The 15,770-nt window shown below is 64.2% G+C and carries 17 protein-coding genes; 11 read left to right on the top strand and 6 right to left on the bottom strand.

Translation table 11 applies throughout. From position 1 onward, the window contains the following. Positions 1-36 precede the first annotated feature (36 nt). Positions 37-831 (bottom strand): phosphoribosylaminoimidazolesuccinocarboxamide synthase, encoded by a 795-nt coding sequence (gene purC, locus P9272_RS14510; protein WP_042644540.1) that lies wholly within the window; start codon positions 829-831, stop codon positions 37-39. Between the two features lie 274 nt (positions 832-1,105). On the opposite strand from purC, the gene P9272_RS14505 reads away from it, so the two are divergent. Both P9272_RS14505 and P9272_RS14500 read left to right on the top strand, forming a co-directional pair. Next, positions 1,106-1,426, top strand: a complete 321-nt coding sequence (locus P9272_RS14505) for a DUF1476 domain-containing protein (protein ID WP_278161061.1) — start codon at positions 1,106-1,108, stop codon at positions 1,424-1,426. 109 nt (positions 1,427-1,535) lie between these two features. Then, a complete protein-coding gene (locus tag P9272_RS14500; protein WP_128257238.1) occupies positions 1,536-2,309 on the top strand; it encodes an HpcH/HpaI aldolase/citrate lyase family protein in 774 nt (257 codons plus the stop codon). A gap of 150 nt (positions 2,310-2,459) precedes the next feature. Here the strand turns inward: P9272_RS14500 and P9272_RS14495 are convergent, their stop codons facing one another. Then, a complete protein-coding gene (locus tag P9272_RS14495; RefSeq protein WP_128257464.1) occupies positions 2,460-3,017 on the bottom strand; it encodes an alpha/beta hydrolase in 558 nt (185 codons plus the stop codon). Between the two features lie 191 nt (positions 3,018-3,208). Between P9272_RS14495 and P9272_RS14490 the strand changes: the two genes are divergently transcribed. After that, on the top strand, positions 3,209-4,021 hold the full coding sequence (locus P9272_RS14490; RefSeq protein ID WP_278161060.1) for a VOC family protein: 813 nt from the start codon (positions 3,209-3,211) through the stop codon (positions 4,019-4,021). A 49-nt stretch (positions 4,022-4,070) separates the two neighbouring features. On the opposite strand, the gene purB is transcribed toward P9272_RS14490, so the two are convergent. Continuing rightward, positions 4,071-5,378 (bottom strand): adenylosuccinate lyase, encoded by a 1,308-nt coding sequence (gene purB, locus P9272_RS14485; RefSeq protein ID WP_278161059.1) that lies wholly within the window; start codon positions 5,376-5,378, stop codon positions 4,071-4,073. A gap of 301 nt (positions 5,379-5,679) precedes the next feature. On the opposite strand from purB, the gene P9272_RS14480 reads away from it, so the two are divergent. After that, on the top strand, positions 5,680-5,937 hold the full coding sequence (locus tag P9272_RS14480; RefSeq protein WP_128257235.1) for a DUF2171 domain-containing protein: 258 nt from the start codon (positions 5,680-5,682) through the stop codon (positions 5,935-5,937). 7 nt (positions 5,938-5,944) lie between these two features. Here P9272_RS14480 and P9272_RS14475 read toward each other — a convergent pair whose 3' ends face one another. Further along, complete coding sequence (locus P9272_RS14475) at positions 5,945-6,964, bottom strand: P1 family peptidase (protein ID WP_278161058.1); 1,020 nt, start codon at positions 6,962-6,964, stop codon at positions 5,945-5,947. Continuing rightward, positions 6,964-8,034 carry a branched-chain amino acid ABC transporter substrate-binding protein gene (locus tag P9272_RS14470; protein WP_278161057.1) on the bottom strand — a complete coding sequence of 357 codons (1,071 nt, stop codon included), beginning with the start codon at positions 8,032-8,034 and terminating at the stop codon, positions 6,964-6,966. Before P9272_RS14470 ends, P9272_RS14475 begins: the two co-directional genes overlap by 1 nt. A 191-nt stretch (positions 8,035-8,225) precedes the next feature. Here P9272_RS14470 and P9272_RS14465 point away from each other — a divergent pair, with 191 nt between their 5' ends. Genes P9272_RS14465 through P9272_RS14435 form a run of 7 tightly spaced genes read left to right on the top strand, consistent with a single transcriptional unit; the run spans position 8,226 to position 14,562 of the window. Continuing rightward, positions 8,226-8,720, top strand: coding sequence for a flavin reductase (locus P9272_RS14465; protein WP_128257232.1), 495 nt, complete (start codon positions 8,226-8,228; stop codon positions 8,718-8,720). A 28-nt stretch (positions 8,721-8,748) separates the two neighbouring features. Further along, entirely contained in the window at positions 8,749-9,672 is a 924-nt protein-coding gene (locus P9272_RS14460; RefSeq protein WP_126060608.1) for a MoxR family ATPase, read from the top strand. 5 nt (positions 9,673-9,677) lie between these two features. Next, the gene (locus tag P9272_RS14455) at positions 9,678-10,928 is read left to right on the top strand and encodes a VWA domain-containing protein (protein WP_278161056.1); all 1,251 of its coding nucleotides are present in this window, start codon (positions 9,678-9,680) and stop codon (positions 10,926-10,928) included. A 57-nt stretch (positions 10,929-10,985) separates the two neighbouring features. Next, entirely contained in the window at positions 10,986-11,324 is a 339-nt protein-coding gene (locus P9272_RS14450) for an XdhC family protein (RefSeq protein ID WP_042644561.1), read from the top strand. A gap of 5 nt (positions 11,325-11,329) precedes the next feature. Next, positions 11,330-12,034, top strand: coding sequence for an XdhC family protein (locus P9272_RS14445; RefSeq protein WP_278161055.1), 705 nt, complete (start codon positions 11,330-11,332; stop codon positions 12,032-12,034). After that, positions 12,031-13,647: a molybdopterin-binding/glycosyltransferase family 2 protein gene (locus tag P9272_RS14440; RefSeq protein WP_278161054.1), complete on the top strand. Its 1,617-nt coding sequence runs from the start codon at positions 12,031-12,033 to the stop codon at positions 13,645-13,647. The genes P9272_RS14445 and P9272_RS14440 overlap by 4 nt, the downstream gene beginning before the upstream one ends. 33 nt (positions 13,648-13,680) lie before the next feature. Beyond that, entirely contained in the window at positions 13,681-14,562 is an 882-nt protein-coding gene (locus P9272_RS14435; RefSeq protein ID WP_278161053.1) for an alpha/beta hydrolase, read from the top strand. A gap of 16 nt (positions 14,563-14,578) precedes the next feature. On the opposite strand, the gene P9272_RS14430 is transcribed toward P9272_RS14435, so the two are convergent. After that, complete coding sequence (locus tag P9272_RS14430) at positions 14,579-15,628, bottom strand: DUF1176 domain-containing protein (RefSeq protein WP_278161052.1); 1,050 nt, start codon at positions 15,626-15,628, stop codon at positions 14,579-14,581. Positions 15,629-15,770 lie beyond the last annotated feature (142 nt).

The raw sequence follows: 15,770 nt of genomic DNA, 5'->3' as shown, positions 1-15,770 counted from the left end.
GGTGGACCTGCGATAATCCGGCAGGCCCGTCGGTATTTAGTGCTTCAGGCCCTTGGGCGCATCGGAAGAGGCTACGAGGACCGGACCCGTCGGGCGCGGCGGCTCGTTCTCGTTGATGATGCCGAGACGGCGGGCAACCTCCTGATACGCCTCGACCAGGCCGCCCATATCGCGGCGGAAGCGGTCCTTGTCGAGCTTGTCCTGGGTGGCGACGTCCCACAGCCGGCAGGAATCGGGCGAGATCTCGTCGGCGACGACGATGCGCATCATGTCGCCCTCGAACAGGCGGCCGCACTCGATCTTGAAGTCGACGAGCTGGATGCCGACGCCGAGGAACAGGCCGGAAAGGAAGTCGTTGACACGGATGGCTAACGCCATGATGTCGTCGATCTCCTGCGGGCTCGCCCAGCCGAAGGCGGTGATGTGCTCTTCCGACACCATCGGATCGTCGAGCGCGTCGGCCTTGTAATAGAACTCGATGATCGAGCGCGGCAGCACCGTGCCTTCCTCGATGCCGAGGCGCTTTGACAGCGAGCCGGCGGCGACATTGCGCACGACGACCTCGAGCGGGATGATCTCGACTTCCTTGATCAACTGCTCGCGCATGTTGAGCCGGCGGATGAAGTGGGTCGGGATTCCCATGCGGTTCAAGTGGTTGAAAATGTGCTCGGAAATACGGTTGTTGAGCACGCCCTTGCCATCGACCACTTCATGTTTCTTCTTGTTGAAGGCGGTGGCATCGTCCTTGAAGAACTGGATCAGCGTGCCCGGCTCAGGTCCCTCATAGAGGATCTTGGCCTTGCCTTCGTAGATGCGGCGGCGATTTTTCATTTGATTTTTCTCTGGGTCTGCGGGCAGGCGGCAAATGACCGGTTCCTGTCCGTCTGCCTAAATTAGTATGGCGACGGTGGCGTTCAATGCCGGTGTTATCGCAATCGCCTGGTTTGCTCAATCGCCAAATCCGGCGAATCAACCGCTTTCGGGATTGAAATGCCGCAGCGCAGCATGCGACGAAGTATATTGACCGGGTCGCGGCCTTTTGATTTGTGCTTGCCCATCACACATATTCACCGCGAACGCGAATCGGATTGATCGGAGGGACGCCATGAGCAGCATGAAAGACCGCGAAGAGGGCTTTGAGCGCAAATTCGCCTTCGACGAGGAGCTTCGCTTCAAGGCCGCGGCACGGCGCAACAAGGCCCTTGGCCTCTGGGCCGCCGAGAAGCTGGGCAAGTTCGGCGCCGATGCCGAAGCGTATGCCAAGGAAGTGGTCGTCTCCGACATCGAGGAAGCGGGCGACCATGACGTCTTCCGCAAGATTCGCAAGGATTTCGATGCCGCCGGCGTCAACCAGTCCGACCATCAGATCCGCCGCACCATGGACGAGTTGATGGCCCAGGCGATCGAGCAGATCAAGAATGCCTGAGGCCGGATTCTAGCTGGACCAATCGACCGCGCGGCCAAACCGGGCGGTTTTTCTTTGCCTTTGCCGTCGTTTCCGGCTGAAACTGCGGGTTGTCATCAAGGAAGGTCCGATGTCGCTCAAATCCCGCCTGGTCGCCGACGAAACGCTGTTCACCGCTTGGTCCGGGGTGCCGGACGCGCTGACGGTGGAGATTATCGCCAAGCAGGATTTCGACGCCGTCACCCTCGACATGCAGCATGGCGGCCACCATGAGGACAGCGTGCTGCGCGGTCTCGCGCCGGTGCTCGCTGCCAACAAGCCGGCGCTGGTGCGCATTCCGGTCGGGCGCTTCGACATGGCGAGTCGCGCGCTCGATTTCGGGGCTGAGGCAGTGATTGCGCCGATGGTGAACTCGGTGGCCGACGCACGGCAGTTCGCCGCCGCGATGAAATATCCGCCCATGGGCGAGCGCTCCTGGGGGCCGACTTACGCATTCCCGCGCCACGGCAAGGGCGACCATGCCGAATGGCTGCGCGATTCGAACCAGCGCACAATGGCCTTCGCGATGGTCGAGACACGGGCGGCATTCGAGGCGCTCGAGGGTATCCTCGACACGCCCGGCATCGACGGCATCTTCGTCGGACCTTCGGATTTTTCAATCGCCTGGTCGAACGGAACGACCGTCAATTCGACGCTTGAAAGCATGATGGAGACGGTTGCTTCGATCGCCGAGCGGACGCGCAAGGCCGGAAAGCATGCGGCGATCTACGTCATCGAGCCGGCGATTGCCGGCCGCGTGGTGTCTATGGGCTACCGGCTGCTCGCGATGGGCTCGGACCACACGCTGATCTCGCTCGGCGCGAAGACCCTTTTGAAGAGCATGCGGGATTCCATCGGCGCCTAAGGCGTGCTGATATTCAGGTGAGGCCGGCCTGCAAATGCCGGTTTCCTGCGCTTTCGGTGCTCACGTACTTCAAGTACGCTCCGCTCCGGTTCTCGGAAACCGCCACTTTCGACTCGGCCCGACCTGAATCTCAACACACCTTGGGTCGCATCAGGGCTGCTTCAGTTCCGTCAGGAATTTGGCGAAGGTCATCGAACCCTCGGGCCACGGGCCGAAGCCGGCGTCGTGGTTGAGATGGCCGGCCTCGCCGGCGTCGATGAAGAGCGATCCCCAGGCAGCGGCAATATCCTCGGCGACCTCGAAGGCGCAGAACGGGTCGTTGCGGCTGGCGATCACGATCGAGGGGAAGGGCAGGGGATCGCGCGAATAAGGGCCGAAGGTCATCAGGTGCCTCGGCCTGATTTCCGGATTGGCGACATCGGGCGGCGCGACGAAGAAGGCGCCGGCGACCGGCTTCCTGAATTGCGGGATGGCCTGCACCGCCGCCGCGACGCCAAGCGAATGCGCAACGAGCACCACGGGCCGCTCGGCCTCGTTGACGGCGTTAGCCACACTCGCCGTCCATTCCTCGCGCACGGGCTTGGTCCATTCCGCCTGCTCGACTCGGCGGGCCGTCGACAGTTTCGACTGCCAGCGGGTCTGCCAATGCTCGGGACCGGAATTGGTGTAGCCCGGCACGATCAGAATATCTGCGTCTTTGACTTTCATGGCGCGGATGTAGCGAGCGGCCTTGCCGGCTGCAACCCTGTCGGACATATCGATACGATCACAATCGTGAACAACTTGTTCGATTCTTGCTGCCTTGTGTGAACGATCGCAATGGACGATCTGAAGGGAAGGAGAGCCGGTTGCCTGGAGATCTCATGTTGGGAACCAGCGCCTGCCGGATGGAGAAGTTGATGAGCGAACTGCCTTTTGCCGCGACCACCCCGGTCAGTGTTTCGCGCGTTGGGTTGAAGGCGCGCGATGCCGAGAGCTTGGCCGCCTATTACCGCGCCGTCGTCGGTCTGCAGGAACTGAGCCGTGCCGACGGCGCGATCACGCTTGGCGCCGCCAACCGGCCGTTGCTGGTGCTTGAGCAGGATGCTTCGGCGAAGCCCGACGATCCGCGCGGCGCCGGCCTTTTCCACACCGCTTTCCTGTTGCCGTCGCGAGCGGACCTTGGCCGCTGGATCAGCCACGCCGCCGCCAATCGCATCGGCATCGAGGGCGCCTCGGACCATCTGGTCAGCGAGGCGCTCTATCTGACCGATCCGGAAGGCAACGGCATCGAGATCTATGCCGACCGCCGCCCGCAGGACTGGAAATGGAACGGCGACAAGGTCGCCATGGCGACCGAGCGGCTCAACCTGCCGGCAGTAGTGGGGAGCGTGCCGACGGGCGATGCCGGCTGGCAGGGCGCGCCGGAAAACACCATTGTCGGCCACGTGCATCTGCGCGTCGGCCGGCCGGAGGATGCGGAGGCCTGGTGGCATGATCAGTTCGGCTTCGACACCGTTGCCAAATATGGCAGCCAGGCAGTGTTCCTGTCGTCCGGTCATTACCACCACCATATTGGCGCCAATGCCTGGCAGAGCGCCGGTGCGGGAAGGCGCGATCCGTCTCGCGCGGGCTTGGCCTGGGTCGAGATGCGCTCGGACAATGTTCAGGAGGAGATAAGCCGTGAGGATCCGTGGGGCACGGTTATCAGGACCGTGCCTGGGAAGGGATGATCTGAGGTGGGCGACAGCTTCTTTCCCCGCGTGAACGGGGAGAGGAGGGTTACGCTTCCCTAAACACCCGCCTGAAGATCGTGTCGACATGCTTGGTGTGGTAGCCGAGGTCGAATTTCTCGCGGATCTCGGCTTCGGAGAGGGCTGCTCTCACGTCCTTGTCGGCCAGCAGTTCCTTGAGGAAATCGGCGCTGTGCTCCCAGACTTTCATCGCGTTGCGCTGCACCAGGCGGTAGGCGTCCTCGCGTGACAGGCCGGCCTGGGTGAGCGCCAGAAGCACGCGCTGCGAATGCACCAGCCCGTGGAACTTGTTGAGGTTCTTCTCCATGTTCTCGGGATAGACGAGCAGCTTGTCGATGACGCCGGTGAGGCGCGCCAGCGCGAAATCCAGCGTCACCGTCGCGTCCGGCCCGATCATGCGCTCGACCGAGGAATGCGAAATGTCGCGCTCATGCCAGAGCGCCACGTCTTCCATGGCAGGCAGGGCCATCGACCGCACCATCCGCGCAAGGCCGGTGAGGTTTTCGGTCAGCACCGGATTGCGCTTGTGCGGCATGGCCGACGAGCCCTTCTGGCCCGGGGAGAAATACTCTTCAGCTTCAAGCACTTCGGTGCGCTGCAAATGGCGGATCTCGACGGCCAGGCGTTCGACTGACGAGGCGACCACGCCCAGCGTGGCAAAGAACATGGCATGCCGGTCGCGCGGGATGACCTGCGTCGACACCGGCTCCGGCTTCAGCCCAAGCTTTGCCGCCACATGCTCTTCGACATAGGGCTCGATGTTGGCAAAGGTGCCGACGGCGCCGGAGATCGCACAGGTGGCGATGTCCTCCCGCGCGTGCACCAGCCGCTCGCGGCAGCGCGAGAACTCGGCATAGGCTTGCGCCAGCTTGACGCCGAAAGTAGTCGGCTCGGCATGGATGCCGTGGCTGCGGCCGATGGTGACGGTGTCCTTGTGCTCGAAGGCGCGGCGCTTCAGCGCTGCAAGAAGAGCATCGATGTCGGCTACCAGGATGTCGCTGGCGCGGGTCAGTTGCACGGCAAGGCAAGTGTCGAGCACGTCCGACGAGGTCATCCCCTGGTGGATGAAGCGGGCGTCCGGTCCGACGAATTCGGCGAGATGGGTGAGGAACGCGATGACGTCATGCTTGGTGACGCGCTCGATCTCGTCGATCTTTGCGACGTCGAATTTGGCCGCGCCGCCTTTTTCCCAGATGGTCCTTGCCGCTTCCTTCGGAATGACGCCAAGCTCGGCCAGCGCATCGCAGGCATGCGCCTCGATCTCGAACCAGATGCGGAATCGGGTTTCGGGCGACCAGATGGCGACCATTTCCGGTCGGGAATAGCGAGGGATCATCTGTTTTCTGTCCTGCCTGGGAGAAGCGTCGGTCGCGTCCTAACAGAGGCGGGCCCAATGCTCAACGCCGCTTGCCGCGCAAACCAGATGCTGGCCCGACAAGTGCCGCAAACCCGCCGGAAAATAGGCCCGCACGCCAAGCCCGGGAAACTTGTAGAGCACGGTGAGCGGCGTGGAGGTGAATTCATGCCTATCACGCCATGGTGAACGACACGTGCCGTGCGATGCATCCAATCCGGCGTTCATTTGTTATTGTCGGCCGTCTCGCATCCGAAAGGGCACATCCAGCGGAGAAACCAGCATGAGCACCGACATCAGCAAGATACGCGGACATATGGAAGTGATCGGCGCCGATGGCGTCCATATCGGCACCGTCGACAAGGTCGAGGGTGACCGGATCAAGCTGACCAAGGCCGACAGCGGCATGGGCTCGCACAAGGGCCATCATCACTATATTTCGCTCGCCCTGGTCGCAGAGATCGACGCGCAGAAGGTATGGCTTTCCGCGAATTCCGATGTCGCCGTCGTCTTCGAGGAAGAAAGGTCCGATCCGACCTGATCGGCGCCTAGCCAATCAGCGACCAGACGGGGAACAGATCGCCGTCGGCGGGTGTCGCGGCGTGCACGCCGCGGCTGATGGCGCGCGCCATGGTCGCGCCCGCCGCCGCGAACAGGTCGATCGCGGCATCCGCGCCTAGCTCGATGCCGCTCCTCCCGGTCGCCAGCGCAAACACCAGATCGCCGTCCGCCGGCGTATGGGTCGGCCAGATGGCGTGGGCAAAGCCGTCATGCGCCGAAATCGCCAGCCGCTTGGCCGCGGCCTTGGTCAGCACGGCGTCCGTGGCGATGACGGCGATGGTGGTGCTGCCGGCTTCTTCATGTCCGCCGACGCGCCTGTCGCGGTATTTCAGCAGGATCTTCCTGGCGTCTTCGGGCATGGGATCGGGATAGCCCAGGCCGCCGAACTCTTCGTCGATCTCGAAGGGCGCCGCCCAGAAATGGCGGCTGCGGCCGACCGTCACCGAGCCGGTCGGGTTGACGGCGGCGAGCGCGCCGATTGTGACGCCGCTGTCGAGCACGGTCGAGGCGGAGCCCAGGCCGCCCTTCAGTCCGAAGGTGAGCGCGCCGGTGCCGGCGCCCGCCGTGCCGATGGCGAAATCCACGGCCGCCGCCTGCACGGCCTCATAACCAAGCTCGCGATAGGGCGGATAACGGCCCCAATCCTTGTCACCGCCATTGCGCAGGTCGAACAGGATCGCGGCCGGCACGATCGGCACGCGGAAGCCACCTACCTCGACGCCGATGTTCTTCTCGCGCAACGCCGCCTGCACGCCCGAGGCGGCGTCGAGGCCGAAGGCCGAGCCGCCGGACAGGACGACGGCATGGATGGTCGCGATCGAATTCTGCGGCTCCAGCAGGTCGGTCTCTCGCGTGCCCGGCGCGCCGCCCAGCACCTGGACTCCAGCCACGGCGGGTTCATCGCACAGCACCACGGTGACCCCGGATTTCAGCCTTGGGTCGATGGCATTGCCAACACGGAGGCCCGCAACGTCGGTGATCAGATTGCGCAGTCCGGTGCGGAACATCACTTGTCCTCCAACTGAACGAAATGCGTGCCGTCGAAGCGGAAGAGGCGGAACGGGTTCTGGCTGAGGTCGCCCTTGTCGTCGAAGCGGATGGTGCCGATCGCTGTCGCGAAATCATGGCCTGTCAGCGCTTCGCCGAGCGGCTGGCCTGAGCTTTCCGCGCTGGTCAGCGCGGCCTTGGCGACCTCGACTGCGGCATAGGACGGCAGCGTGTAGCCGTCCGGCACGATGTTCTTAGCGCTGAAGGCCTGCACGATCTTGGGGTCGGCGACTTGCGACCATTCCGGCGGCGCGATCATCAGCGTGCCGACGGCGTAAGGCACATCGCCCGGCGGCGTGCGCAGGTTCTCGCCGCCGGCGAAAGTGATGCCGGCGTCGAGCTGGGCGGCATCGCGGCCCATGATCGCGATGTCGTCGCCGTCGCCGCCGGCGAACACCTTGGTCGCGCCGGCCTTTTTCAAACGGCCGACCAGGCCGATCTGATTGTCGAGCTGCGGTCGGAACGTGTCGACGAAGACCGGCTTCAGCGCTGCCTGCTCGGCCGCGGCGCGGAAGGTCTCGGCCATCTCGCGGCCATAGATGGTGCCGTCGTCGACGATGGCGAACAGGTCGTCGCGCCAGAGCTGAGTAAGCCGGGCGGCTATCTCGTTGCGCTCATCATCGCCGCGCGGGCCGAGCCGGTAGACTGGCCAGCCGGTCTTGGCGCGCCGGTCGGTCAGGCTTTCGGTTCGCACACCAACCGTGATGACCGGGATGTTGGCACCTTTCAGGATCGGCAGCGCGGCCTCGATCGCCTCGGTGCAGAGAAAGCCCACCACGGCCTTGACCTTGGCGTCGACGAATTCCCTTGCCGCCGCGGCACCGCCGTCGGCCGTGCAGGTATCGTCGACGGCTTTCACCACGATGCCGTTTGCCTCTGCCGCTAGGCCCGCGCCGGTCTCGACCTGCTTCCCGAGGATCGCCGACGGACCGGAAAGCGGCGCCGCAACGCCGACCAGCGTCTCGGCGTCGGCGCTCGCTGCCAGCGACAGCCAGAGCAGCACGGCTGATGTCGTCGTGAGAAGACGCATTCGGGCTAAGAGATCCTCCATGCCGGGAATACAGTCCCGACACTATCGCAGGAAATGCCTAAAGGCTGGCTAAGCGCCGCGCAACACGCGAATTTGCGGATTGCGGTCAAGCACTTCGCCCATGCTATGCAACTTGTGGCGTGCAATATGCCGCCATATATAACGAACTGGTTCCCACAGGTGGATTATCGGTGCTCAAGATCAATGATATCGGGCCGCAGCACTATCGCGATGCGATGGCGCATTTTGCCGGCCACGTGCATGTGGTGACGACGGACGGGCCGGGTGGCAAACGCGGCGCGACGGTGATCGCTGCCTGTTCGGTCTCTGACACGCCGCCGACGGTGCTGGTCTGCCTCAACCGTGAGAACGTCAAGAACGAAGCCTTCATCAAGAACGGCAAGTTCGCGTTGAACACGCTTGCCTCGGACCAGGAAGCCGTCTCGGTAGGCTTTTCCGGTGTCACCGGGTTGCCGGCGGAGGAGCGCTTTGCGCTAGCCGAGTGGGATGTGATCTCGACCGGCGCGCCGGCGCTGAAGGGGGCGCTTGCCGTGTTCGACTGCGAGATCATCGATAGCAAGGACCTTGCTACCCACCGTGTGCTTTTTGGCAAGGTGACAGGCCTGCGCATCGGCGATAATTTGCGGCCGCTGATCTACCACAACCGCGGCTATCACGTTCTTTGAACGGTTGGGCGGAATCCACGGAGACAAGATGACCGCGCCGCGCCCCGCGCCGAAATCGATCGATGAAACGCTCGATCTTTTGACCGCCGCGGACTATGTCGCCGACCGCTCGCTGGCGACCGTGCTGTTTCTTTCGCTGCGCATGAAGAGGCCCTTGTTCCTCGAAGGCGAGGCGGGTGTCGGCAAGACCGAGATCGCCAAGGTGCTGGCCGACGCGCTCGGTCGTCGGCTGATCCGGCTGCAATGCTATGAGGGGCTCGACGTTTCCTCGGCCGTCTACGAGTGGAATTACGCCGCCCAGATGATCGAGATCCGCATGGAGGAGGCGGCGGGCAAGGTCGTGCGCTCCGATATGGAGCGCAACGTATTCTCCGAAAAATACCTGATCCGCCGCCCGGTGCTTGATGCGCTGACCGGCAAGGCGGGCGCCGCGCCGGTGTTCCTGATCGACGAGCTCGACCGCACCGATGAGGCTTTCGAGGCGTTCCTGCTCGAAATTCTCTCGGACTTCCAGGTTACGGTTCCCGAGCTTGGCACGATCAAGGCGGAGGAGCCGCCGATCGTCATCATCACCACCAACCGCACGCGCGAAATCCACGACGCGCTGAAGCGGCGCTGCCTTTATCACTGGGTCGATTATCCGAACGCCGAGCGCGAGCTGGAGATCGTTCGGCGCAAGGTGCCGCAGGCGAACCGCCGGCTGTCGGCGGAGGTCGTGTCCTTTGTCCAGAAACTGCGCCAGGTGGAGCTGTTCAAGGCGCCCGGCGTCGCTGAAACCATCGACTGGGCCGGCGCGCTCACCGAGCTCGACAAGGTGGCGCTCGACCCGGAGACCGTGTCGGACACGATCGGCGTGCTTTTGAAGTACCAGGACGACATCGCCCGTATCGGCGAAGGCGAGGGCCGGCGCATCCTCAATGAGGTGAAGGCCGAGCTTTCGGCGGCGGAGTAGGGGCGATGCCGTCGCCGCGTCCGGAGCCCAAAGAGGCGCGCGCCGATGGGCGCATCGCCGACAACATCGTCTATTTCGCTCGCGCCTTGCGCAAGGCCGGCATGCGCGTGGGGCCGGCCTCGGTCAAGGACGCCATCGAGGCGGTGCTTGCCGCCGGCATCGGCTCGCGCGACGACTTCTACTGGACGCTGCATGCGGTGCTGGTCTCGCGGCACGAGGATCATCCCGTCTTCGACGAGGCTTTCCGTCTGTTCTGGAAATCGCGCGAGCTGATCGAGAAGCTGCTGGCGATGTTCTCGCCGGTCGCGCCGGACGACGCTGAAAAGCAGAAGCCGCGGGCGGCCGAGAACCGCGTCAGCCAGGCGATGTTCGAGGGCCACCGGAAACATCAGCCTGTGCGGGAAGCGCCGGAGATCGAGGTCGATGCGCGGATGACTTTTTCCGGCAACGAGGTGCTGCGCGGCAAGGACTTCGCCCAGATGGACGCCGGTGAAATGGCCGAGGCCAAAAAGGCGATCATGGCCTTGCGGCTGCCCTTCGATCTCGTGCGCACGAGGCGATTCAGGGCCGACGCGCAGGGGCGCCGCATCGATCCGCGCGCCATGATGCGCTCGGCGGCGCGCACCGGCGGCGAGCTTATCCTGCCGAAATTCCGATCTCCGCGCGAAGTGCATCCGCCGCTGGTGGTGCTGGCCGACATTTCCGGCTCGATGAGCCAGTACACGCGCATTTTCCTGCATTTCCTGCATGCGCTGACGGAAAAGCGCCGGCGCGTGCATGCCTTCGTCTTCGGCACGCGGCTGACCAACCTGACCCGCCAGATGCGCCATCGCGATCCGGACGAGGCGCTTGCCGAATGCTCCGCGGCGGTCAAGGACTGGTCGGGCGGCACCCGGATCGGCGATACGCTCGCCGAATTCAACCGTTTGTGGTCAAGGCGCGTGCTAGGGCAGGGCGCCGTGGTGCTTTTGATCACCGATGGGCTGGAGCGCGATGACGTTACCGGCCTGTCGCAGGAGATGGAGCGGCTGCATAAATCCTGCCGGCGGCTGATTTGGCTAAATCCGCTTTTGCGCTTCGATGGGTTTGAGGCGCGAGCCCGTGGCGTGAAGGCGATGCTGCCGCATGTCGACGAGTTCCGGGCGGTGCACAATCTCGACGCGCTGGCCGATCTTTGCGCCTCTCTCGACCAGCGGCCGGCGGCCTCGGTCGATCCGCGCCGCTGGTTGCAAACTGGCGGGAGGCGTGCGGCGTAGCCATATGTTCTGCTTGGGAATATCCCGGCGGGAAAACAGACTTTGTGAGAAGCGACGATGGATGAGAGCATTTATCTCGATGAGGCCCGCGATCCCCTGATCATCGCGGAAGGCTGGATGAAGGACGGCAAGGATGTCGCCATCGCGACCGTGGTCGAGACCTGGGGTTCGGCGCCACGTCCGGTCGGCAGCCATCTTGTCATCGACGCCGAAGGGAACTTTCATGGTTCTGTCTCCGGCGGTTGCGTCGAGGGGGCCGTGGTGACGGAGGCAATCGACGTCATCGGCTCGGGCAAGGCCAGGATGCTGGAATTCGGCGTCGCCGACGAAACGGCCTGGCAGGTGGGCCTTTCCTGCGGTGGCCGCATCAAGGTCTATGTCGAAAGGCTGGGCTGACCGCTGTGGATCCGTATATTCTAAAAACCCTCAACGAAGAACGCCGCGCCCGCCGCGCCGCGGTGCTTGTCACCGATCTCGGCGACGGCCGCGACCGCATCGTGTGCGAGGGCGACCATGTCGCGGGCGATCTCGGGACGGCAATTGCCGATGCGTTCCGCACCGGCAATTCGCGGTCGGTGGAGGCGGAAGGGCGGACTTTCTTCCTCAATGCCCATCTGCCGCGGCCGCGCCTCGTGGTGATCGGTGCCGTGCATATCAGCCAGGCGCTGGCGCCGATGGCCAGGATCGCCGGCTATCCCGTCGAGATCATAGACCCGCGCACCGCCTTTGCGACCCCGGAGCGCTTTCCCGACGTCGCGCTGCATGCCGAATGGCCGGAAGACGTGCTGAAGCGCGCGCCGCTCGACAGCTACACGGCGCTCGCCGCCGTCACCCACGACCCGAAGATCGACGATTTCGCGCTGAAGGCGGCGCTCGATGCCCGCTGCTTCTATGTCGGGGCGCTCGGCAGCCGCAAGACCCACGCCAAGCGTGTCGAGCGCCTGCTGGCGCTCGGCGCCGGCGCCGACCAGATCGCCCGCATCCACGCGCCGATCGGCCTCGATATAGGTGCCGCCAGTCCGGCCGAGATCGCTGTCGCCATCCTTGCGCAGACCATCCATGCCTTCCGGACGCGCGGTCTCGAAGCAAAAGGCGCCGTGGCGTGAAATTCGGGCCGGTTGCGATCGACGAGGCGGAAGGTGCGGTGTTGGCGCATGCGACGGCCGCGGGCGAAAAACGGTTCCGCAAGGCGTATCGGCTGAGCCGCGAGGATGTCGCGGCGCTCAAGGCGGCGGGCATCGGCGAAGTCGTCGCCGCGGTGCTTGACGAGGACGATCTCGGCGAGGATGCCGCCGCGGCGAAGATCGCCGCCGCGATGAGCCACCGCAACATCGAGGTGAAGCCTGCGGCGACGGGGCGGGTGAACCTTCACGCGGGCGCTTCGGGCGTCTTTACCGTCGACGCCGGGATGATCGACGCCATCAATGCCGTCGATCCGGCGATCACCATAGCGACGCTGGCGCAGCACGCGCCGGTCGAGAAGGGCCAGATGGTGGCGACGGTCAAGATCATCCCCTTTGCCGTCGCCGCAAGCCTCGTGGACAGCGTGGTGAAAATTTGCGCCGGCCGCGAGATCTTCGCCGTCAACGCCTATCGCCCCATCACCATCGGTGTCATCCAGACGGTGCTCCCTGGCGTCAAGCCGAGCGTGCTCGACAAGACGCTGCGCGTCACCGAGGCGCGGCTGGCACGTTCCGGCGGCCGGCTGACGGCCGAGCGGCGAACGCCGCATGAGGTGGCGCCCGTCGCGGCGGCCGTAACCCAGCTGGCGCGCGACAATGACATGGTGGTGATTTTCGGCGCCTCGGCGATGAGCGATTTCGCCGATGTCGTTCCGGCCGCGATCGAGCACGCAGGAGGTACCGTCGTCCGCGCCGGCATGCCGGTCGATCCCGGCAATCTGCTGGTGCTCGGAACGCTCCACGGCAAGCGCGTCGTCGGCGCGCCTGGATGCGCGCGCAGCCCGAAAGAGAATGGCTTCGACTGGGTGCTCGATCGCTTGATCGCCGGGCTCGACGTGACGGCGGGTGATATTGCCGGCATGGGTGTCGGCGGGCTTCTGATGGAAATTCCGACTAGGCCGCAGCCGCGCGAGCCAGCGACGCAGCCGGCAACGTCGGCGCTGAAGGTCGATATCGTGCTTCTGGCCGCCGGCCGTTCGAGCCGCATGGGCGGCCCGAACAAGCTTCTGGCGCTGTTCGACGGCGAGCCGCTGGTGCGCCGCACCGCCTCGCGCGCGCTGGGCTCGAAGGCGGCCAGCACCATCGTCGTCACCGGCCATCAGCGCGAGCGCGTGCGTTCAGCGCTTGGAGGCCTTGAGGTGAAACTCGCCGACAATCCGGACTTCGCCGACGGCCTTGCGTCGTCGTTGAAGGCGGGCATCGCCAAGGTTGCGCCTGACGCGGCCGGCGCCATGATCGTGCTCGGCGATATGCCCGGCGTTTCGTCGAAGGACCTCGACCGCCTGATCGATGCGTTCCGCCGCTCCGGTGGTCATGCCGTGGTGCGCGCCTCGCACGAGGGCAAGCGCGGCAACCCGGTGCTCTTGCCGCGATCGCTTTTCGCGGCCGTCGCGCAGCTCGAAGGCGATACCGGCGCGCGCCATCTGGTCGAAGCCGAAGGGCTCGACGTCATCGATGTCGAGATTGGCCAGGGCGCCGCGATCGACGTCGATACGCGCGAGGCGCTGGAAGGGGCGGGCGGCGTCCTGCAGGATTGACAAACCGAAGCCGAATTTCGCATGCCTCTCGGCATGTCTTTGCGCTTCCTCTTCGCCCTGCTCGTCGCAACCGGTCTTACCGTCGAGGCTGCCCATAGCCAGACGCTTTCGCTAAAGCCGTTCAAGGACGACCTCTTCGCTTACCCGGCGGCGCTATCCACCGGTGATAATGGCGCCTACACGGTGCTCGACTATCATGAGATGCGGGACATCAATCAGCGCGACGAGGTGCCGGAAAAACGGGTGCGCGCGCAATATACCGATCCCGGTGTGCGTAAGGTGCAGCAGGACCTGATGCTGAAGACCGACGCAGGCGATGTCAGGCATGTGGCGGTCGGCAGGACGGAAGGCGCTTCCATCATCGTGCTGTACCTGCACGGGCAAGGCGGCAGCCGCAAGCAAGGCGTCGACGATTTTACTTTCGGCGGCAACTTCAATCGCATCAAAAACCTAATGGCCCAAAATGGCGGGCTCTATCTCTCGCCGGATTTCCCCGATTTCGGCGACAAGGGCGCGGCACAGGTCGCAGCGTTGATCGATCACTACGCCCGGCAATCGCCCGGCGCGAAAATCTTCGTCGCTTGCGGCTCGATGGGCGGCATGATCTGCTGGAAGCTTGCCGCGCGGAAAGATACTGGCGGCCGCCTCAACGGGCTGCTGCTGCTCGGCTCTCTTTGGGACGATAGCTTCCTCACCAGCCCCGCGTTCAAGCGCCGCGTGCCGGTGTTCTTCGGCCAGGGCAGCCATGACGTGGTCTTCCCGGTTGAGAAGCAGGAAGCCTTCTTCCGCTCGATCCTGGCCAAGAAGTCCTATCCGACACGCTTCGTGCGCTTCGAGACCGGCACACATGGCACGCCGATCCGCATGGTCGACTGGCGCGGCACGCTGAACTGGATGCTGACGAAAGCGCCTTGATAGGCGTGTTTCGTGATCAAGGGGCTGTGTTGTAGTCGATGATCGTCTGCGGATTGATCTCACCGTCATAGGACGCATCGACGTCATACTGGACGAGCGAGAAATCGCCGTTGCGGAAGAGGTAAGTTCCCGATGACGAGGCATCGCCGACACCACGCCATTTGTCGGATGTGGTGATGGTTTTCGTGTTCTCGTCATAGTCAGAGTTGGTTGCCCAGCCGGTGGTCTTGAAACCGATGATGTGGATCGATTCGACCTTGCCTTCGCTGTTGTTGTTCTCGTAGCGGATATCGAGATCCGGCTCGGTGAACTGCAGCTGGGCCACGCCGTTGACGTCGTCGGCGATGTAGTAAACCGCCGTCTCGTTGTAGGCGGCCATCGAACAGAAGAAGCGGAACAGCCGCGTCTCGCGCTCCGGATCGCTGGGCTGGGCGTCCTTGTCCTTGTAGTGGATCGAATGGACATCGGGCTCGCCGACCGGCTTGCCGCCGGGATCCTGTTTGTCGCACTGCCCACCATAAGTGGCGAGAAACGCCTTCTTGGCCTGCTCCAGCGCTTCGTCCTTCTTCGGCGGCGGCGGGCCGTCGCCGCAGCTTGCCGGCACGGCGCTGTCGAAATCCTCGGTCGACGGCTTCATCGCCCCTTTGTCGATGAAGATCGGCTGGAAGGGCGGCTCCTGGACCTGCGCATTGACCTGGCGGACCGTGTAGCAGCCGGCGAAAACCTTGGCCTCGCCCTTCTTGTCGGTCGCCTGGATGGCGACAGGAACGCTGTAGTAGATGCTGCCGGCGGCACCTTCATCCGATACAGCGCCAGTCTTGACCTCAACGGTATCGGTGCCTTCGTAGCCTTTCACGAAGGCGTTGAAATCTTTAGCCGGCTTTGTATCCCCGAAATAACCCCAGGCGCGGGCGAATTCGTGGCGGTTGATGGCGCTGTAAAGCGAGCGGATGACGGCGTCGGCCGTGGACCTGTCGTCGATATAGGGCGCATCGGCCGCAAAAGCGGACTGGCCGATACTGGACATGGAGAAGACGGCAGCCGCAGCGAGAAAGACATGTCTCATCGGGAATCTCCGCTCGATAACGAAAATACTACCACGGCGATTGCGGCGGCGCGGTGACGTTGAGGGCATGAACACTTGAAGAATTGTGGCCGGAGGCGTTAGGTCACGGCCCGCGGCGCTGGGGCCGTGTTGGGAGGTTACT

Source organism: Mesorhizobium sp. WSM4976 (genome assembly GCF_029625685.1).
Taxonomy (GTDB): Bacteria; Pseudomonadota; Alphaproteobacteria; order Rhizobiales; family Rhizobiaceae; genus Mesorhizobium.
The sequence above is the reverse complement of the archived record's forward strand: the minus strand, read 5'-3'. Positions and strand labels throughout refer to the sequence as shown.